Here is a 19,055-nt window from a genome sequence, read left to right on the forward strand (position 1 = left end):
TGGGTCAACTCACCCAGATGCCCCGGCGCGAACACCCCCGCCGCTACCGCGACCACCCGAGTGATGACAGACTTCTCCTGCAACGGGACCCCTGTACTTGATCGACTTTCTTCGCCGATCGTTGATCTACAGGTGTCCCGTTGCCTCGTTCAAGCCCCCTTGACCTGCGCACTCACGCCATAACGCAGCGGCGTTGACCAGCCCATGGAAGGCTGATCAGCCCATGTCCTCCAGTCGGACGCCCTTGGTCTCCTTCATGTACTTGGCCACGAAGACGATCGACAGCGCCGCGAAGGCCGCGTACACCAGGTAGGTCGCCGAGAGGTTCCAGCGCGACAGGGACGGGAACGAGACGGTGATCGCCCAGTTGGCGATCCACTGCGCGGAGGCGGCGACGGAGAGCGCGGCGGCGCGGATCCGGTTCGGGAACATCTCGCCGAGCATCACCCAGACGACCACGCCCCAGGACATCGCGAAGAACAGCACGAAGGCGTTGGCGGAGATCAGCGCGACGGTGCCCTGGAGGTCGGGCAGCGAGACGTTGTCGCCGGAGCCGGTGGCGGAGGAGAACGCCCAGCCGGCCGCGGCGAGGGTGACGGCCATGCCGGCCGAGCCGATCAGGGCGAGCGGCTTGCGACCGATCCGGTCGACCAGCAGGATCGCGATCACGGTGCCGAGGATGTTGATGACCGAGCCGATGAAGCTGATCAGCAGCGAGTTGCTCTGGTCGATGCCGACCGACTGCCACAGGATCGACGAGTAGTAGAAGATCACGTTGATGCCGACCAACTGCTGGAAGACCGACAGGCCGATGCCGACCCAGACGATCGGGAGCAGGCCGAAGCGGCCGCCGAGCAGGTCGCGGAAGCGCGGGCGGTGGTCGGAGGCGATCAGCGTCTGGATCTCGGCGATCCGGGCGTCGGTGTCGATGCCCTCGCCCTCGACCTGGGCCAGCACCTTGCGGGCGTCGGCCAGGCGCTCGGCCTGGATCAGGTAGCGCGGGGACTCGGGGATCATCGAGGAGAGCACGAAGTAGACCACGGCCGGGATCACGCAGATGCCCAGCATCCACTGCCAGGCCTCCAGGCCGAGCAGGTGGCCGCGGGTGTCACCGCCGGCGGCGTCCGCCAGCACCCAGTTGACCAGCTGGGATATCGCGATGCCGAGCACGATCGCGGCCTGCTGGAAGGAGGCCAGCCGGCCCCGGTACTTGGTCGGCGCGACCTCGGCGATGTAGGTCGGGGCGATCACCGAGGCGATGCCGATGGCCGCGCCGCCGAGGACGCGCCACAGGGCGAGGTCCCAGGGGGAGAAGGGCAGCATCGAGCCGACGGCGCTGACCGCGAACAGCAGCGCGCTCGCCTTCATGACCTTGATGCGGCCGTAGCGGTCGGCGAACCGGCCCGCCAGCGCGGCGCCGACCGCCGAGCCCAGCAGTGCCGAGGAGACGATCAGGCCGGTCTCGCCGCTGCCGACACCGAACTTGCCCTGGATACCGGAGACGGCGCCGTTGATCACGGAGCTGTCGTAGCCGAACAGGAAGCCGCCGAGGGCCGCGGCGGCGGTGATGAAGACGACGAAGCCGAGGCGGTCGGGCGCGGGGGCCTCGACCGCCCCGGAGGGCTTCTGGGTGACGCTCACGATCTTGACTCCTGGTACTCAACACTGAGCTCGGTAGCCGCGATCGTAACCCCTATTCGTTTAAGTCTTGTACACCGGGATCCTCAATCTGCGCTTCGAGAATTCGTAAGGTGAACAAGCAAATTGAGCGTTCCCGCCCTGGGCGTTGGTGCGGCCGCTCAGGCCGGGGCCGAGAGCGACAGGCCGAACCGGCCCTCCGGGTCCGTCCACCAGTGGCTCAGTCGCAGCCCGGCCGCCGCCAGCTCCCCGGCCACCCGCTCCCGGCGGAACTTGGCCGACACCTCGGTGCGCAGCTCCTCGCCCCGGTCGAAGTGCACCGGCAGGTCCAGCGCCGGGATCTTCACGGTCTGCGAGCGGAGCGAGCGCAGCCGCATCTCGATCCACTCCTGCTCGGCGTCCCAGCGCGCGACGTGCTCGAAGGCGTCCGGGTCGAAGTCGGCGCCCAGCTCGCGGTTGAGCACGTTGAGCACGTTGCGGTTGAACTCGGCGGTCACCCCGGCGCTGTCGTCGTAGGCGGCGACCAGCATCGCCGGGTCCTTGACCAGGTCGGTGCCGAGCAGCAGGAAGTCGCCCGGGTCGAGGGCCGCGCGCACGCGGCGCAGGAAGGCGGCCCGCTCCTGCGGCAGCAGGTTGCCGAGGGTGCCGCCGAGGAAGGCGACCAGGCGGGGGCCGCCGTCCGGGGGCAGGCCGAGCCGGGCGGTGAAGTCGGCCAGCACGCCGTGCACGGCCAGGCCCGGGTACTCGGCGGCGAGCGCGGCGCCGGCCAGGGTCAGCGCGCTCTCGCTGACGTCCACCGGGACGTAGGTCTCCAGGGTGCCGAGCGCGCGCAGCGCGTCCAGCAGCAGCCGGGTCTTCTCGGAGGAGCCGGAGCCCAGCTCGACCAGGGTGCGGGCCCCGGTCGCGGCGGCGATCTCGCCGGCCCGGGCGGTCAGGATGGCCCGTTCGGCGCGGGTCGGGTAGTACTCGGGCAGCCGGGTGATCTCCTCGAACAGCTCGCTGCCCCGCGCGTCGTAGAACCACTTGGGCGGCAGCCACTTGGGTTCGGAGGTCAGGCCGTGCTGCACGTCCTGGCGCAGCGCGGTGCTGAAGTGGTCGGCGGGCAGCAGTCGGGTGAGATCGAATGTGTCCATGACAGGGTGGTTCCTCTGTTCAGAAAATGAAGGGAGAGTGGAGGGTCAGTAGTGGCTGGGGAGCTGCCGGACGGTCGCGCCCCGGGCGTCGGCCAGCAGCAGGGAGCCGTCCGGGACGGGCGTCCACCCCGGGTCGTCGTCGTACGGCTCGGAGGCCACCACCGTGCCGAGTCCCGGCAGGGTGCGGTGGTGCAGGGTGTCTCCCCAGGTGGTCGCGGCGATCGCGGTGCCGTCGGTGAGCAGCAGGTTGAGCCGCCCGGTGGTGTGCGTGGCGACGTCCGCGACGGTGCCCGCCAGCGCCTCGCCCGGGTCCGCGCCCCGGCGCAGCCGGTGCAGGGTGAGGGCCCACAACAGGGCCGAGTCGGTGCGCGCCTCCAGCTCCAGCAGCTCGGCCGGCGGGAGCAGGGCGGCGAGCGCGTCCAGCTTGCCGGGCCAGCCGGCCACCGCGCCGTTGTGGCTGAACAGCCAGCGCCCGGCGGAGAACGGTGCGGCCGCGCTCTCGCCCGCCGCGCAGCCCTCGGTGGCGGAGCGGACGGCCGCCAGCAGCGCCCGGGTGCGGATCACCCGGGCGAGGTCGGCGAAGGTCGCGTCCGCCCAGATCGGCCCGGCCCGGCGGTAGCGCGCGGGCAGCTCGTCGCCGTCCGCGTACCAGCCGAGGCCGAAGCCGTCCACGTTGACCGTGCCGTGCCGCTGGGTCCGCGGCGCCCAGGACTGCCGGTACAGCGCGTGCGGCGGGTGCACCAGTAGCTCCTGCGGTGCCAGCGGTTCGCCCAGGTAGGCGAGGTGGCGACACATCAGGCCTCCTCCGGGCTGCGGGCGGTGCGGAAGCCGGAGAAGATCTGCCGTCGGACCGGGTAGTCCCAGTTGCGGAAGGTGCCCCGGCAGGCGACCGGTGCCACCGCGAAGCAGCCGCCGCGCAGCACCTTGTACTCGGGCCCGAAGAAGACCTCGGAGTACTCCTGGTACGGCCAGGCCTGGAACCCCGGGTAGGGGCGGAAGTCGCTGGCCGTCCACTCCCACACGTCGCCCATCAACTGCCGCACGCCGTACGGTGACTGGCCCTGGGGGTAGCTGCCCGCCGCGGCCGGGCGCAGGTGGCGCTGGCCGAGGTTGGCGTGCTCGGGGCCGGGCGGGCCGTCGCCCCAGGGGTAGCGGCGGGAGCGGCTGGTGGCCGGGTCGTGCCGGGCCGCCTTCTCCCACTCGGCCTCGGTCGGCAGGCGTCGCCCGGCCCACCGGGCGTAGGCGTCCGCCTCGTACCAGCTGACGTGCAGCACCGGCTCGTTCGGCGGGACGGGCTCGACCGTACCGAAGCGGCGGCGCAGCCACGGGCCGTCCTGGAGCCTCCAGAACAGCGGGGCGGTCAGCCCGGCCCGGCGGCGGTGCTCCCAGCCCTCCGGAGTCCACCAGCGCGGGTCGTCGTAGCCGCCGTCCGCGATGAAGCGCTGGTAGGCGGCGTTGGTGACCGGGGTGGTGTCCAGGAAGTAGGCCGGCAGGTCGACGGTGTGCGTCGGGCGCTCGTTGTCCAGCGCCCACGGCTCGCTGTCCGTGCCCATGGTGAACGGGCCCGCCGGGATCAGGACTTCGGCGGGCAGGGTGGCCGCGTCGGCGGGCGCCGGGGGCGGCGGGGGAGCGGCCAGGGCGGGTTCGCCCTTGCGGAGCTGATGGGTGATCAGCATCGTCTCGTCGTGCTGCTGCTCGTGCTGGGCGATCATCCCGAAGGCGAACCCGGCGTCCAGCAGCGGCGCGCCCTCCAACGGGCTGGCCGCCAGCAGGTCCAGCACCCGGCCGCGCACCTCGTGGGCGTAGGCGCGGGCCTCGGCGGGCGGCAGCAGCGGCAGGCTGGGGCGCTCGGCGCGGGGGTGCTGGAAGGCGTCGTAGAGCGGGTCGATCTCGGGGTGCATCGGGTCCCGGCCGCCGACGTTGCGCAGCAGCCAGAGCTCCTCCTGGTTGCCGATGTGTGCGAGGTCCCAGACCAGCGGGGACATCAACGGCGAGTGCTGGGCGGTGAGATCGGCGTCCTCCACGCAGTCGGTCAGCGCGGCGGTCCGGTCGCGGGCGGCCAGCAGCTCGGCGGCGATGCTCTCGCGCAGCGCCTCGGTGCCCGTCCCCGGGTCGGCGGGCGGTCGGACGTCGGTCATGGTGCCTCCTCCGGCGGAGTGCGTCGGGTGCCGGAGCGCAGGGCGTCCAGCTGGTCGTCGGCCGGGCAGCGGCCGCGCGCGGGGTAGCGCTCGGCGAACTCGGCGACGGCGGTGCGCAGTCGACCGGCGCCGGGCAGGCGGCCCAGCGCGGCGTCGGCGGCGGCGAAGCAGGTGAGGACGGCGCGGCGCAGCTCGGGGTCGGCGACGGCCAGCGTGGCGGCGCGGCGCCAGGCCTCGCTGCGCGGCGGGCGCGGGCCGGTCGCTCCCTCCCGCCGGTCGAAGGAGTCCAGCGGCTCCAGCGCGGCGAACACGGCGTCGGCGGCCACCGGGTCGTCCAGCAGCGCGGTGACGAGGGCGGTGGGCACCACCCAGCCGTCGCCGGGCTGGGCGTCGATCATCCGCAGCTCCAGGTGGCCGCGCGGGCGCACCGGCGGGAACAGCGTGGTGCAGTGGTAGTCCAAGTCGGCGAGCGTGGGCGGGCGTTCGCCCGCGCCGCGGATCCAGTCCCGGAAGGTCAGTCCGGGCGGGACCGTCCACGGCATGCCCTCCGGCCGTTGCACGCACAGGACTTGGGCATCCAGCACGTATCGCGCCCAGGCCTCGCGCGGGTCGCCGTGGTCCGGCTCGGGGGCGAGGGTGCGGCTCGGGTCCATCCGGGACCAGACGGTCTGCCGGGTGGATCGGTGGCCGGTCGGCCTGCCGTCCAGCAGCGGGGAGTTGGCGAAGGCGGCGACCAGCACCGGGCCCAGCCGGTGGACCAGCTGCCAGCGCCGTTCCACCGCGTGCGGGCCGTCCGCGTCACCGGCGTCCAGGCACACCTGCACCGACGCGGTACCGGTCATCATGATCCGGCCCCACGGGCCGGCCGAGTCGAAGAACCGCTCCATCGCGAGGTAGCGCGGGTGGTCCAGCACCATCCGCCGGGGACGAACCAACGGGTCCGTCCCGGTACCGGTGAGGTGCAGACCCTGTGCCGCGAAGGCGGCCCGCAGGGCGGTCAGATCGCGTCGCGTGTCGTCGACGCAGGCCACGAGGCCGGTGGCGGGCGGGGAGCTGAGCTCGACCTGTCCGCCGGGTTCGAGCGTGAGGCGCGAACCGGAGGGGAGCGAGGTGCCGTCCGGGCCGCCGAGGGGCAGCGACTCCAGTGCGGCGTGGAGCAGTTCGGGCCGAACGGGCTGGGTGGGACATCGGTCGTCGTGGACGAACCACTCGACCTCCACACCGACCAGGCGGGGCGGTCCGATCTTGAAACAGACGCCCGACACATGGCTGCGCGCCCCCGATTCGGTCAACGGGGTCACCCCTGGCGGGGGTGTGGGTGCGCTCTGCCGGTCGGGCGTAGTGGTGCGGGATATCGGTATCACCGGACTCACCATCCTCGGGATCACGATTGCGGCCCGGTTTACCCTGCCCAGTCTGCTACGGAGCATGCGGGGCCGCTCCGCAAATATCGCGTGAATGTTCGTTTTTGCAGGTCGGGGACGTGGCGATCGGGTGAATGCGGGGGTTCGGGGCGGGCTGTGCGCGGGGCGTGGGGGCTGCCCTCGGCATGGGCACATGCCCAGGTCACAGGCGCTCCAGTCGGGCCAGGACGGCGTCCAGCACCGGGCCCGGCAGGGCGTAGTTCAGCCGCAGCGAGCCCGTGCCGCCGGGGCCGAAGTCGGCGCCGTCGGAGGCCTCCAGGGCGCAGCGCTCCAGCAGCGCCCGGCGGGCGGCCCCGGGTGGCAGGCCGAGGGCGGCGGCGTCCAGCCAGAGCAGGTAGGAGGCCTGCGGCGCCGAGCGGACGGCGGGGCCGAGTCGCCCGGTGAGCCGGGTGCGGGCGGCGGCGAGGTGGAGGAGCAGGGCGTCCAGCCACGGGCCGCCCTCGCGCAGCGCGGCGTGCTGCACGGTCTGCTCCAGCAGGCCGCCCTCCCAGAGGCCGTAGCCGGCCAGGGTGTCGGTGAAGCGGGCGCGCAGGGCGGGGTCGGGGACGAGGGCGAAACTGCTGGGAATGCCGGAGCAGTTGAAGGTCTTGCCGACGGAGTTCAGGGTGACCACGCGGTGCCGGAGGGCCGGGTCGACGGTGGTGACGGCGACGGGGTGGGTGTGTCCGGGGTGGGTGAGGTCGCCGTGCACCTCGTCCGAGACGAGCAGCGCGTCCGCCTCGGCCGCCCGTTCGGCGAGGGCGCGCAGCTCGGCGGTGGGCCAGACCCGGGCGGAGGGGTTGTGCGGGCTGCTCAGCAGGACGGCGGCCGTCGGGGAGGGGAGCGGGCCGTCGGGGAGGTGGTAGCCGTCCGGGCCGAGGGGCAGCGGCAGCTCGCGGTGGGCGATCCCCGCTGCGCGGCAGAGCTGGGCGAAGCCGGCCCACTCGGGGGTGGGGAAGAGGACGGGCGCCTGCGGGCGGAGGGTGTCCAGCAGGAGGCGCAGCGCGGTGCGCGGACCGCAGGGGAGCAGCAGCACCCAGTCCGGGTCCACCGCCACGCCGTGCCGGGCGCGGTACCAGTCTGCGACTTGGCTCCGCCCGGCCGGGTCGCAGACCGTGTAGCCGTACGCGCCGTGGCGGGTGCGCCGCTCCAGGGCCTCGGCGACGGCGGGCGGGCCGGGCAGGTCCATGTCGGCCAGGCCCAGCGGGATCACCCCGGGGGCCTCGGCCCGGGCCCACTTGCTGCTGCCGGTGCCGGTGCGGTCGAAGGGGGTGTCGAAGGTGAAGGCGGGCTCGGGCGAACGGTGAACAGCTGACAGATTTCGAAGTCTGTTATCTGTTCGCTGAAAGCTGTCGTCTGTCATCTGTTCGCCGCCTCCTCCGCGTCGGTGCCCGCCCCGCCGGAGCCGCCCAGGCCGGCGCCCGCCCCGCCGGGACCGCCACTCGCCAAGTACGCCGCGAGTCCCCGCCGCCCCCGGCGCATCATGACCGCGTGGTTGGCCCGGAACAGCGGGTGCAGCGGCAGGGCGAGTCGCCGCAGCAGGGGCTTGCCGGGCCGGGTGTCCTCCTCGAACAGCACTCGGCACCCCGCGCTGCCGGGCCCGTCCGGCCCGCTCGGCCCGTCCGGCCCGCTCGGCCGGTCCGGCGTGACCGTGAACCGCGACCACCCGTTGAGGTCGCCCCGCATCGCCGCCTCCAGCACCCCGGTGCCCGGGTCGCGCAGGGTCGCCTCCAGGTGGATCACCAGCCGGTACGGCAGCAGCGCGCGCACCACCACCTCCCCGGCATCCTCGCCGGTCTGCCGGGCCTCGCGGATCTCCGGCCACCACAGCGGGTAGCCCTGGACGTCCTCCAGTGCCGCGTACACCGCCGAGGCCGGTGCCGCGAGTCGCCACACGCCCTGGAAGCGGTAGTGGTTGGGGTCCACGCGCCACACCCTAGCCGGGCTCGTGCCGCGCCACGGCGGAACGCCGGTGGACCGCCGCCGAGTTGGCGCCCGCCCCGCGAATCCCGTGTGCCCGGGTGCCCCGCAACGGCCTCGAACGGCGGGTAAATGCTCAGCAAAGGATGCGGTTCGCGGGGAATGGCACATTCCGCTTGCAGCCGTTCGGGGTGCGGGGGAGGATCCTCCGTGCTTGTAGTCTCATCAGTCACGGCAGCATCCCCAGGCGCTGCACCCCCGGAACCGGAGTGAAGGAGTCCCAGGCATGCGGCGACCGAGCTGGGTACCGGAAGACATGGACCTGGACAAACCGAACGCCGCGCGGGTCTACGACTACTACCTGGGGGGCTCGCACAACTTCGAGGTCGACCGGGAGATGGCCCGCAAGGCGATGTCCATGTGGCCCGAGCTGCCGCAGATCATGCGCTCCAACCGGGCCTTCCTGCGCCGCGCCGTGACCTTCCTCGCCGAGCGCGGCGTCACCCGCTTCCTGGACATCGGCTCCGGCATCCCCAGCTTCGGCGCGGTGCACGAGATCGCCCGCGTGATCCGGCCCGAGGCCGAGGTCGTCTACGTGGACCGCGACCCGGTCGCCGTCGCGCACAGCCGCCTGCTGATGCAGGACGACCCGCGCAGCGCCGTGGTCCAGGCCGACCTGCGCGACGTCGAGGACCTGATGGCCCGCTCCGAGGTGATCGAACTGCTGTCCGCCGGTGAGCCGGTGGCCGTGCTGCTGGTGGCCGTCGCCCACTTCGTCAGCGACGACGAGGACCCCTGGAAGCTGGTCGGCGCGATCCGCGACGCGCTCCCCTCCGGCAGCGCGCTGGTCCTCTCGCACGCCTCCCTGGAGGCCCGACCGGACCAGGCCGAGGACCACCAGAAGCTCTACCGGATGACCCCGACCCCGCTGACCATGCGCACCCGCGAGCAGGTCACCGCGATGTTCGCCGGCTTCGAGCTGGTCGAGCCGGGCGTGGTCCACCTGCCGCAGTGGCGCCCGGACCAGCCGGACACGGTCGGCGAGCACCCCGAGCGGATCGCCGGGGTGGCGGGCGTGGGGTTCCGCCCTTGAGCCGTCGCCACGGGAGAGCAGTCGACGACCGTACGCCCCGTGCGGCGGCCGTCGGGCCTCCCGCCGTGCGTACGACGGTCCGGCCTCGGTACACGACGGTCCGCGGAACCGGGGCCCTCGGATGAGCGGCACCACCCCGGTGAACGGCAGCGGCGAGCGGTTCCACGAGGACTGGGGCCGGCTGCTCTCCGCCGACCACGGCATCGTCGTCCACCCGGGTCTGCTCGGTCGCCTGGTCGCGCGCACCGCCGCGCTGCTGCACCGCGCCCAGGTGGAGGAGCCCTTCGAGCCCCGGCTGGCCGCCCAGGCCGGCGCCGAACTGGTCGACGCGCACTTCACCGACCCGGTCCTGCTCGCCCGCACGGTCGAACTGCTCCAGGCCCAGCCGGTCGGCGACGACCGCGGCCCCGCGCTGACCGGCGCCTTCGCGGCCGGCTGGGCCAACGCCCTGCGCGAGCGCACCCTGCGCGAGCAGGAGGCCATCCGCACCGCCGCCGACGCCGCCCGTCAGGAGGCCGAGCGTGCGCTGCGCGCCTCCGAGGCCCGGTTCCGCGCCCTGTTCGAGAGCGCCGCGATCGGCATCGCCATCGGCGACACCGACGGCAACATCCTGGCCGTCAACAAGGCCGTGCAGGAGCTGTTCGGAGCGGGGCCGGACGACATGATCGGCCGCCGGGTCGACGACCTCGTCCACCCCGAGGACACCCCGGGCGTCTGGGAGGCCTACGAGGAGCTGATCAGCGGCAAGCGGGAGTACTTCCAGTTCGACAAGCCGTACTACCGCCAGGACGGCGAGGTGGTCTGGACCCACCTGACCGTCTCGCTGATCCGCGACGACGACGGCGTCCCGCAGTACCAGGTCGCGATGCTCGAGGACGTCACCGACCGCTACCGACTCCAGGAGCGGCTGCGCCACCAGGCCACCCACGACCCGCTGACCGGCCTGCCCAACCGCGCCGCCTTCTTCGAACGGCTGGAGAAGCTGTTCGAGGAGCCGGAGCCGGGCGCCCGGTTCGGCCTCTGCTACGTCGACCTCGACGGCTTCAAGGTGGTCAACGACAGCCTCGGCCACGACATGGGCGACCAGCTGCTGTCCGCCGTCGCCGCCCGGCTGAAGGCCGCCCTCACCCCGCTCGGCCACCTGGTGGCCCGGCTCGGCGGCGACGAGTTCGTCGTCCTGCTGGAGAACTGCCGCGGCGAGCAGGAGGCGGTGGCCGCCGCCAAGACCGTGCTCAAGGCGTTGGCCGGGCCGGTGCTGATCGGCGACCACAAGCTCGCCGTCGGCGCCAGCGTCGGCGTGCTGGAGCGGCGGGTGTCCACCACCACCCCCGGCGCCGCCGTCCGGGCCGCCGACCTCACGCTCTACCGCGCCAAGGAGGCCGGCCGCGGCCGCTGGACGCTGTTCGACCCCCAGGAGAACGCCCGCGCGGTCAGCCGCTACGCGGTGTCGGTGCGGATGCCGGCCGCGCTGGACCGCGGCGAGTTCTTCATCGACTACCAGCCGCTGTACAAGCTGGCCGACGGCCGGATGGCCGCTGTCGAGGCGCTGGTGCGCTGGCGCCACCCGCAGCTCGGCGTGCTCGGCCCGGACGAGTTCGTCACCACCGCCGAGGAGACCGGGCTGATCATGCCGCTCGGCCGCTGGGTGCTGGAACAGGCCTGCGGCCAGGCCGCCGACTGGATCAAGCAGTACGGCGACGCCGCGCCCCAGCTGAACGTCAACCTGGCGGTGCGGCAGGCGCGCAGCGCCGCGCTGGTCACCGACCTCGGGCGGATCCTGGACAGCACCGGCCTGGACCCGGCCCGGCTGCAGCTGGAGATCACCGAGTCGACCGTGGTCGGCCCCGAGGACGAGGCGCTGCGCACCCTGCACGGACTGGTCGACCTCGGCGTCTCGCTGGCCGTGGACGATTTCGGTACCGGTTGGTCCAACCTCGCCTACCTGCGCGACCTGCCGGTCTCCGGGCTGAAGATCGCCGGGTCCTTCGTCGGCGACCTGCACGACCCGGCGAAGGACGGCGCCACCGGGTGGCGGATCGTCAGCGGCCTGGTGTCGATGGCGCACACCCTCGGACTGACCGTCACCGCCGAGGGCGTGGAGACCCGCAAGGACGCCGAGCGGCTGCGCACCATGGGCTGCGACTGGGCGCAGGGCTGGCACTTCGGCCGCCCGGTGCAGCCGGCCGAGATCGCCCGTCGGATCGTCGAGGAGCCGAAGGGGCGCCCCGTCGGGGAGTGCTGAGACGGGCCGTGGTGCCGGTGCCGTGCGGGCCCGGTCGCGGTGCGGAAACAGTTCCGGGAAGCGTTCCGAAAGCACCCGACACCCGTGCCCGGTATGCGGGATGATGGCGCGTCAAAATCACCACCCGGCACCGGTGCGCCCGCGGTCACAGCCCCGCACCGGCCCCGGGGAACGGGGAGGGGAGCGCCAGCCATGGGCGCAACGGAGGACGTCGGCCCGGTCGACGGGGACCGACGCGGGGCGGCGCCGGGAGGCGGCCCCGGACCGGGGGAGCCGCCGCGGACCAGGGTGGACCGCGGCTCACGGGACCGTCGGCGCGGCGCGCAGGCCGGTACGGACCGGCCGTCCCGGCTCGGCGCCCAGCCGCACACCCGGGTGGACCCGCAGGCCGGGACCAGGGGGACACCCGGGCCGCGCCACGACCCGGAGGCCCGGACCAAGGTCCAGCGGGGCGCCCCGCGGCGCTTCGACCCGGACGCGACCACCGAGGTCGTCCGGCCCCGGGCCGCCGCCGGCCCGTCCGCGGGCCCGACGCCCGGCCCGTCCGCGGACCCGTCCTGGCAGGACAACATCGGCCCGGGGCCCGTCCCGGGCGGCGGGTTCGCGGCGGGCGGCTTCACCGGGGCCGAAGCCGGCGGCCCGTCCGAGGCCGCCGGCCCGTCCGAGGTGACCTTCCCGGACGCCCTGCGGGACCGCTTCACCCCGCTGGGCAAGGCCGGGGCCGGCGCCGAGGGCACCGTCTGGTACGTCCGGCGCACCGACGGCGGCCGTGACGCCGCGGTCAAGGTGGCCGCCGTCGGCCAGCCGATGGACCACGACCTGCTCGCCCACCTGCGCAACGACGGCTTCCGCCGGCACGTCCCGCACCTGATCGACTTCGGGCGGGTGCGCCACCACGGCGCCGTGGTCGACTGGGTGGCGATGGAGTACCTGCCGGTCACCCTCTCCGCGCACGTCGCCGAGCTGCGCCGCAGCGGCGCGCACACCGACCCGCGGACCACCGAGCAGATCGTCTACGAGCTGGTCTCCCTGCTGGAGTTCTGGCAGCGGCGGATCCAGCGCAACCCGCTGGACTTCAAGCCCGCCAACATCCTGGTGCGCCCGGGCCGCGGGCCCGGCGAGTTCGTGATCGCCGACTTCGGCGGGGTCGACCGGCTCACCGACAGCCGTCGCTTCACCTCCGCGATGATGGTCACCGTCGCCTACATGGCGCCCGAGCAACTGGCGGGCAAGAACCACGAGGCGGGGCCCTGGTGGGCGCTCGGCAACGTGCTGTACGAACTGTTCGTCGGCCGCCCGCGGTTCGTCGGCGCGGACGGCGAGCGGGCCGCCGACCAGGAGTTGGAGCTGGAGCTCGTCATGGGCGAGGAGGTGGACCTCGCCGCCGTCGCCGACCAGCGCCAACTTCTGCTTCTCCAGGGCCTGTTCACCAAGAAGCCGGAGGACCGCTGGACGGCTCCGGAAGTCCGCAGCTGGCTGGCCGGCGGCAGCCCCGAGGTGATCCGGCGCCGCCCGCGGGCCCGCCGTCCGATCACCTTCCTCGGGGACCCGTTCACCGACCCGGTCCCGCTCACCGAGGTGCTGCTGCGCAACTCCGGCGCGGCGGCGCGCTGGCTCGCGGCGGTGGGGGCGGAGCGGCTGCGCGACTGGCTGCGCGACGAGGTCAAGGACTTCGTCTTCGACCTCCACTACCTCACCGACGTGGTCCGCGCGCCCGGCTCCCGGCGCGAGGCGGTGGCCGCCGTCGCCGTGCTCGCCCTCGGCGCCGCCTACGCCCCGTCCGCCGTGCCGCACTACCGTGACCGGCAGATCGACACCCCCGGACTGGAGCGGATCGCCACCGAACCGGACGGCGCCGCGTTCATCGACGAGCTGGTGCGCGGCGGCGCGCCCGCCGTGGTGGCCCGCTACGACTGCTTCCACCCCGAGTGCTCCGGCGAGCACTGCTCGCGGCTGCTCGCGCTGGCCGGGCTGCCGGACGTGCTGGCCGAAGTGGAGCGGACCGCCGGGACGGTCGGCGGCGGTCGGCGTGGCGGCGACGGGCTCAGCCCAAAGGAGCGCGAGGAGGCGCACCGGCTGGCGGTCTGGCTCAGCATCCGCCCCGAGGAGCGCTACCGGTTGCTGGGCCGGCTCTCCCCGCTGCCCGCCGCGCTGCACCGGCTGCCGCTGCCCGTACGGGTGTCGGAGCTCGCCGCGGTGGTCGCGGCGGCGGTGGTGGACGGGACGCTCGCGGCGGGCGCCGCGGCCAGGGCGGCCGTCCGTTCGGCGGCCCGGCGGCCGGCGCCCGACCCGGAGGCGGTCACCCCTCGGGACGTGGTGCGGCGTCGCTGGTCGGCGCTGCGCCGGCGGGCGGTGGCGGCGGACCAGAGTGAGGTCGCGGGGCGGGCGGCGCTGGTGGCCGCGGAGGCACTGCGACGGCGCGGCCGCGGTCGGACCGAGCGGCCCGAACCGGAGGCCGGCGCGCTGCGCCAGGGGAGGGTGGCCCGGCTGTGGCAGGGCCGTCGCCGTCGGCCGCCGGTGGACTGGTCGGCCCGGCTGCGGCTCTGGTGGCCGTACGCCCGCACCATGCTGCCGCGCCGGGTGGGCGCGGTCGCGCTGCTGGTGATCGGGCTCGGGCTGCTGCTGTGGGCGGGGGCCGTGCTGCGCTACCCGATCGAGGCCGGGCAGAAGCTGGACCTCTCGCCGGACCTGTTCGGCGGGCAGCTGCACCTGGCCGGTCGGCACGCGGCCGAGCAGGTGGTCGGCAAACTGGGCGCGGCCTTCGTCGCGGCCGTGGTGCTCGCCTTCTTTCCGGCGCGGGTCGGCTTCGGTACCGCGCTGCTGACCGGCGCCGGGGCCTTCGCGATCGGCTACCTGCGGCTCGGGCCGCCGATGACGGCCGTGGAGGCGCCGCAGCCGGTGGCCGACCGGGTGGTCATGTTCGAGGGCGGGATGGGGAGTTGGGCCGGGATCGTGGCGGTGGTGGCGATCGTGGTGGCCCTGGTCTTGATCGAGCGGGCGGCGAACCGACTGCTGAAGCCCGCCCAGCAGGCCCGGCGGCGGGTCCGGGAGTCCTGGCGGGACCTCGACCGACGGGCCGCGCGGGCCGCCGGGCACCCGATGCGGGCCGTTCCGGCGGCAGGGCGCTGGCGTACGGGCGGCGCGGGAACGCGGGACCGGCTGCGGTTCGCGCTCGGGAGCACCGGGGTGCTGGTCCTGCTGCTGTGGGCGGCGGTCGAGGTGCGGCTCGCGGCCACCGGGGTGCACCGGACGCCGGACTCCTGGGGGACGGGGCAGCGCGGTGCGGGGTACCAGGCCGGGTTTGTCGTCCTGCTGCTGGTGGTGTCGCTGCTGACCACGCTCGGGACGCTGGCCACCGCGCGGGTCCTGTTCGTCTGCTGGATCCTCGGCACGCTGTTCCTGGGTGCCTGGCCCGGCGCGCTGGGGCCGGTCGAGGCACTGCGGATACCGGTGTTCGAGGGGCTGTTCGGCACGGTCGCGGGGGTGTGGGGGCACGGGGCGTTCTGGGCCGCGCTGCTGGTGGCGCTGCCGGTGGCGGCGTACGGGGTGCTGCGGACGGTGCGGGGGCGCGCGGGGCGGGGTGAGGGCGGCAGGGTGACGACTAACGGATGACAGCTGACAGATAACAGATTTCGAAATCCGTCATCTGTCAGCTGTTTTCTGTTAGTTGTTCTCTGTCAGTCGGCGGCTCTCAGCTACCGGCCGGCAGCTGAGAGCCGCCCGCCGTCAGCCCACCAGCCGGGAGAGCTCGATCGAGTGCCCGGTCCGCTCCACCTTCGCCTTCAGGTACCGGACGTTGCTCGCCGACAGGTGGACCCCGGTCGGCACCCGGTGACGGACGGTGACCCCGAGCTCGGCCAGCTGGGCGGCCTTGTCCGGGTTGTTGCTCAGCAGGTCGATGCCGGTGGCGCCGAGCGTGCCGAGCATCTGGGCGGCCGCGGTGTAGTCCCGGCCGTCCTCGGGCAGGCCGAGCGCGGTGTTGGCGTCGTAGGTGTCCATCCCGGAGTCCTGCAGGGCGTAGGCGTCGAGCTTGTTGTACAGCCCGATGCCCCGGCCCTCCTGGCGCAGGTAGAGCAGGTATCCGCCGGCCTCGCTGATCCGCTCCACCGACTCGCGCAGCTGCGGGCCGCAGTCGCAGCGGTCCGAGCCGAAGACGTCGCCGGTCAGGCACTCGGAGTGCAGCCGCACCAGTGGCGTCCCGCCGTCCGGGACCGTGCCGAGGGCGAGCGCCAGGTGCTCGGCGCCGTCGGCGAGGCCGTGGAAGGTGAAGATCTCCGCCTCGGCGCGGTAGCCGTCGGGGAAGGTCAGTGGGATGCGCACGTGCGAGCGCACCGTGGCGGCGCCGGGCTGAGGCATGGATGGGCCTCCGTCGATCGAGGGTGGACCGGGTTGGATCGCTCCGGATCCGGATGGATCCGGGCGGATCGGATGTCGACCGTACTATGCTGTTCCAATTTGAACAAATGCCTACCGTCGGTGACCGACTCGTCTACGGAGGCGGACAACACCCCACCCGCCCCGGCTGTTCCCGTCCGGCGGTCCAGCGTGTGGAAGGTGTGGGGGCCGAGGTCGACCCCTGCGTATAGCAGGGTTTGGTTCCCATCGTGGTGACACGGACGCTACAGTCGTTCGTGTGTTGACGGTGGTTCAGGTCAAGCTGATGCCGTCGCCCGAGGTGGCGGCGGCGATCGCCGGCACCCTGTCCGCCTGCAACGGTCAGGCCAATCGCGTCTCCGAGCTGGCGTTCCGTACGGGTGCGAGGTCCCGGAGGACCTCGCAGGATGCGGCCTATCAGGAGCTGAAGGCCGCTGGCCTGTCGGCCCAGCCCGCGCTGCACGTCATCCGTAAGGTGGCGGACGCCTACTCGACGCTGACGGCGAACATCCGAGCCGGGAACCTCGGCATGCCAGGCAGTACGCGTCGCACCAAGGCAGAGTCCAAGCCGGTCGTCTTCCGAAAGGACGCGGCACAGAGCTATGACGACCGCTGCCTGTCGTGGCAGTTGGACGCGCAGACCGTCTCGATCTGGACCACCGCCGGACGACTGAAGGGCGTTCGGTTCGTCTGTTCGCCGGACGCGCTCAAGATGCTTCGGGAGCACCGCAAGGGCGAGAGCGATCTGATCACGCGCGGCGGCGAGTTCTTCCTGATCGCCACGTGCGACATTCCCGAACCTGAGCTCTTCGAGCCGACCGGGTGGATCGGCGTGGACTTCGGCATCGCCAACATCGCCACCGCCTCCACCGGCTACCGCGCTGCCGGACGCGGCCTGAACCGGCACCGCAAACGCCTGCAGGACCTGCGCGCCAAGCTCCAGAAGAAGGGCACCAAGTCCGCCAAGCGCGTCTTGAAGCGGATCTCCCGCAAGGAGTCCCGCCGCGCCAAGGACGCCAACCACGTCATCTCCAAGCACATCGTGACCGAGGCTGAACGCACCTGTGCCGGGATCGGACTGGAAGACCTGTCCGGCATCCGGCAGCGGGCACGGCTGAGAAAGCCCCATCGGGTCGCGCTGCACTCCTGGGCCTTCGCCCAGCTCGGCTCCTTCGTGGCCTACAAGGCCAAGCGGGCAGGCGTTCCGCTGGTGTACGTCGACTCGGCGTACACCAGCCAGACCTGCGCCGACTGCGGCCACATCGACCGCAGGAACCGGCCCGACCAGGCCACCTTCGCATGCCGGTCGTGCGGCGTCGTTGCGCACGCCGACCGGAACGCTTCCCGCAACATCGCTCACCGGGCCGCTGGTGCATGGGATGCGGGGCGGCAGTCATCCGCCCCTGTCACCGTCCTATAGGGGCGGAGGCTGGACGCGGGAGCCCACCCAACAGCCAGTTGGGCGCTACCTGCAAGCTCGGCCGTTCATAGCCGAGAAGCTGACGAACGCGCTCACCGGACTGACGATCGGCGGCGGCAAGGGCGGCTCCGACTTCGACCCCAAAGGCCGCTCGGACGCTGAGATCATGCGGTTCTGTCAGTCCTTCATGACCGAGGTGCGGGTGTTCCAGGAGGCCGGGGTGGCCTTCGGCCCGGGCAAGGCGGCGAACGCGGGCGGCGTCGCGACCAGTGCGCTGGAGATGCAGCAGAACGCCTCACGCGACTCCTGGAGCTTCGAGCGCACCGAGGAGCGGCTGGCCGGGATCATGAAGCACATCCACGACTCCTGCTTCACCACCGCCGAGCGCTACGGCCACCCCGGCGACTACGTGGTGGGCGCGAACATCGCCGGCTTCGAGCTGGTCGCGGACGCGATGCTGGCCCAGGGCCTGGTCTGACCCCGGGTTGGCGCCGGTCGCCCGGCAGTCGGTGCCCGACCGCAGCGGGCACCGATTGTCGGGTGCGGCAAGGTGGGTCCTTCCTACGGTAGTGATCAACAAGGGAAGGACGGGGTCGGTGTGCTGGAGCATCTGAACCGGACGATGGAACGGATCGACCGGAACCTGACCGGTGAGATCGACGTGGCCGAACTGGCGCGGATCGCGATGACGTCGGAGTACCACTTCCGGCGGCTGTTCTCGATGCTCGCCGGGATGCCGCTGTCGGAGTACGTCCGACGCCGGCGGCTGACCGTCGCCGGGGCCGAAGTGCTCGATGGCGAGCGGACGTTGCTCGACATCGCGGTCCGGTACGGATACACCTCGGGCGAGGCGTTCGCCCGGGCGTTCCGGTCGATGCACGGGGTCGGGCCGGGGGAGGCCCGGCGCGACGGTGCGGTGCTCACCTCCCAGCCCCGGATGTCCTTCCGACTCGTCGTGGAGGGAAGCAGCAGCATGGAATACCGGATCGTCGAGAAGCCGGACTTCCGGATCGTCGGCCGGAAGGCCCGGGTGCCCCTGATCTACCTGGGCGTCAACCCGCACATCGCCGAGTTCATCAAGGGGCTCGGGGCGGAGACCGTCGAGCGGATCACGGCCCTGACCGGCAAGGACCCGCTCGGCATCGTCTCGGTGACCGACTACCTCTCGCCCAACCGCGAGGAGGGCTCCGAACTCGACTACTGGCACGCGGTGGTGGCGCGCGAGGACGCCGTCGTCCCGGACGACCTGGAGGTCCTGGACGTCCCGGCCGGGACCTGGGCCGTGTTCACCAACAAGGGGGCGTTCCCGCAGGCGCTGCAGGAGATGTGGGGGGACGTGGCCAGCCAGTGGTTCCCGTCCAACCCGTACGAGGCCCGGCCGGGCCCGGAGGTCCTGAAGACCCGCTTCGTCCCGGGGACGGGCGACGCTGAGGCGGAGCTCTGGATTCCGGTGGCGCGGGCCGTGCGGGCCTGACAGCTGACAGAGAACCGCTGACAACTAACAGTCGACAGATGACAGATTTCGAAATCTGTTATCTGTCGACTGCCTTTTGTTCGCCCCCGCCGCCCCGCTTCGCCCCTCGCTGCCCCTTGCCGTCCCCTCCGCCGCCCCCGCCCACCCTCCGCCGCCCCGGCCCACCCCCGTTCGGCCCACCAGCGCCCGCCCCCACCTCGCCGCGCCCCGCATGCTGGGG

Annotated in this window: 14 protein-coding genes; 6 read left to right on the forward strand and 8 right to left on the reverse strand. The window is 73.1% G+C overall.

The genetic code is table 11. The features are described 5' to 3' along the window. Nucleotides 1–216 precede the first annotated feature (216 nt). The 7 genes from ACGF12_RS12500 to ACGF12_RS12530 form a co-directional block, all read right to left on the reverse strand. On the reverse strand, nt 217–1,644 hold the full coding sequence (locus ACGF12_RS12500) for a sugar porter family MFS transporter (protein WP_393028356.1): 1,428 nt from the start codon (nt 1,642–1,644) through the stop codon (nt 217–219). 155 nt (nt 1,645–1,799) lie between these two features. Then, nucleotides 1,800–2,771 carry an L-histidine N(alpha)-methyltransferase gene (egtD, locus tag ACGF12_RS12505; protein WP_393028269.1) on the reverse strand — a complete coding sequence of 324 codons (972 nt, stop codon included), beginning with the start codon at nt 2,769–2,771 and terminating at the stop codon, nt 1,800–1,802. 45 nt (nt 2,772–2,816) lie between these two features. Continuing rightward, nucleotides 2,817–3,566: an ergothioneine biosynthesis protein EgtC gene (egtC, locus tag ACGF12_RS12510; protein ID WP_393028270.1), complete on the reverse strand. Its 750-nt coding sequence runs from the start codon at nt 3,564–3,566 to the stop codon at nt 2,817–2,819. After that, the gene (gene egtB / locus ACGF12_RS12515) at nt 3,566–4,909 is read right to left on the reverse strand and encodes an ergothioneine biosynthesis protein EgtB (RefSeq protein ID WP_393028271.1); all 1,344 of its coding nucleotides are present in this window, start codon (nt 4,907–4,909) and stop codon (nt 3,566–3,568) included. The genes egtC and egtB overlap by 1 nt, the downstream gene beginning before the upstream one ends. Next, nucleotides 4,906–6,285 carry an ergothioneine biosynthesis glutamate--cysteine ligase EgtA gene (egtA, locus tag ACGF12_RS12520; protein WP_393028272.1) on the reverse strand — a complete coding sequence of 460 codons (1,380 nt, stop codon included), beginning with the start codon at nt 6,283–6,285 and terminating at the stop codon, nt 4,906–4,908. Before egtA ends, egtB begins: the two co-directional genes overlap by 4 nt. Nucleotides 6,286–6,475: 190 nt before the next feature. Further along, nucleotides 6,476–7,675 carry an aminotransferase class I/II-fold pyridoxal phosphate-dependent enzyme gene (locus tag ACGF12_RS12525; protein WP_393028273.1) on the reverse strand — a complete coding sequence of 400 codons (1,200 nt, stop codon included), beginning with the start codon at nt 7,673–7,675 and terminating at the stop codon, nt 6,476–6,478. After that, the gene (locus ACGF12_RS12530; protein ID WP_393028274.1) at nt 7,672–8,238 is read right to left on the reverse strand and encodes an SRPBCC family protein; all 567 of its coding nucleotides are present in this window, start codon (nt 8,236–8,238) and stop codon (nt 7,672–7,674) included. Before ACGF12_RS12530 ends, ACGF12_RS12525 begins: the two co-directional genes overlap by 4 nt. A 280-nt stretch (nt 8,239–8,518) precedes the next feature. Here ACGF12_RS12530 and ACGF12_RS12535 point away from each other — a divergent pair, with 280 nt between their 5' ends. The 3 genes from ACGF12_RS12535 to ACGF12_RS12545 all read left to right on the forward strand — a co-directional run bounded on the left by ACGF12_RS12535 (nt 8,519) and on the right by ACGF12_RS12545 (nt 15,179). Beyond that, nucleotides 8,519–9,325 (forward strand): SAM-dependent methyltransferase, encoded by an 807-nt coding sequence (locus tag ACGF12_RS12535; protein WP_393028275.1) that lies wholly within the window; start codon nt 8,519–8,521, stop codon nt 9,323–9,325. Between the two features lie 121 nt (nt 9,326–9,446). Next, entirely contained in the window at nt 9,447–11,567 is a 2,121-nt protein-coding gene (locus tag ACGF12_RS12540) for a putative bifunctional diguanylate cyclase/phosphodiesterase (protein ID WP_393028276.1), read from the forward strand. Nucleotides 11,568–11,759: 192 nt separating this feature from the next. After that, complete coding sequence (locus tag ACGF12_RS12545) at nt 11,760–15,179, forward strand: hypothetical protein (protein ID WP_393028277.1); 3,420 nt, start codon at nt 11,760–11,762, stop codon at nt 15,177–15,179. A gap of 114 nt (nt 15,180–15,293) precedes the next feature. On the opposite strand, the gene ribA is transcribed toward ACGF12_RS12545, so the two are convergent. Next, on the reverse strand, nt 15,294–15,923 hold the full coding sequence (gene ribA / locus ACGF12_RS12550; protein WP_393028278.1) for a GTP cyclohydrolase II: 630 nt from the start codon (nt 15,921–15,923) through the stop codon (nt 15,294–15,296). Nucleotides 15,924–16,200: 277 nt separating this feature from the next. Between ribA and ACGF12_RS12555 the strand changes: the two genes are divergently transcribed. The 3 genes from ACGF12_RS12555 to ACGF12_RS12565 all read left to right on the forward strand — a co-directional run bounded on the left by ACGF12_RS12555 (nt 16,201) and on the right by ACGF12_RS12565 (nt 18,835). Beyond that, on the forward strand, nt 16,201–17,361 hold the full coding sequence (locus ACGF12_RS12555) for an RNA-guided endonuclease InsQ/TnpB family protein (protein WP_393028279.1): 1,161 nt from the start codon (nt 16,201–16,203) through the stop codon (nt 17,359–17,361). Next, nucleotides 17,321–17,839 carry a Glu/Leu/Phe/Val dehydrogenase dimerization domain-containing protein gene (locus ACGF12_RS12560; protein ID WP_393028280.1) on the forward strand — a complete coding sequence of 173 codons (519 nt, stop codon included), beginning with the start codon at nt 17,321–17,323 and terminating at the stop codon, nt 17,837–17,839. The genes ACGF12_RS12555 and ACGF12_RS12560 overlap by 41 nt, the downstream gene beginning before the upstream one ends. A gap of 120 nt (nt 17,840–17,959) precedes the next feature. Further along, nucleotides 17,960–18,835 carry a GyrI-like domain-containing protein gene (locus ACGF12_RS12565; RefSeq protein ID WP_393028281.1) on the forward strand — a complete coding sequence of 292 codons (876 nt, stop codon included), beginning with the start codon at nt 17,960–17,962 and terminating at the stop codon, nt 18,833–18,835. The last annotated feature ends 220 nt before the right edge of the window (nt 18,836–19,055 follow it).

The organism is Kitasatospora sp. NPDC048296 (genome assembly GCF_043201815.1).
In the GTDB taxonomy this organism is placed as follows: Bacteria; Actinomycetota; Actinomycetes; order Streptomycetales; family Streptomycetaceae; genus Kitasatospora.

Coding starts and splice junctions, on each gene's coding strand:
- egtA (WP_393028272.1), bottom strand. CDS start 6,285: ATGGTGAGTCCGGTGATACCGATATCCCGCACCACTACGCCCGACCGG.
- ACGF12_RS12545 (WP_393028277.1), top strand. CDS start 11,760: ATGGGCGCAACGGAGGACGTCGGCCCGGTCGACGGGGACCGACGCGGG.
- ACGF12_RS12535 (WP_393028275.1), top strand. CDS start 8,519: ATGCGGCGACCGAGCTGGGTACCGGAAGACATGGACCTGGACAAACCG.
- ACGF12_RS12525 (WP_393028273.1), bottom strand. CDS start 7,675: ATGACAGACGACAGCTTTCAGCGAACAGATAACAGACTTCGAAATCTG.
- egtD (WP_393028269.1), bottom strand. CDS start 2,771: ATGGACACATTCGATCTCACCCGACTGCTGCCCGCCGACCACTTCAGC.
- ribA (WP_393028278.1), bottom strand. CDS start 15,923: ATGCCTCAGCCCGGCGCCGCCACGGTGCGCTCGCACGTGCGCATCCCA.
- ACGF12_RS12560 (WP_393028280.1), top strand. CDS start 17,321: ATGCGGGGCGGCAGTCATCCGCCCCTGTCACCGTCCTATAGGGGCGGA.
- egtB (WP_393028271.1), bottom strand. CDS start 4,909: ATGACCGACGTCCGACCGCCCGCCGACCCGGGGACGGGCACCGAGGCG.
- egtC (WP_393028270.1), bottom strand. CDS start 3,566: ATGTGTCGCCACCTCGCCTACCTGGGCGAACCGCTGGCACCGCAGGAG.
- ACGF12_RS12540 (WP_393028276.1), top strand. CDS start 9,447: ATGAGCGGCACCACCCCGGTGAACGGCAGCGGCGAGCGGTTCCACGAG.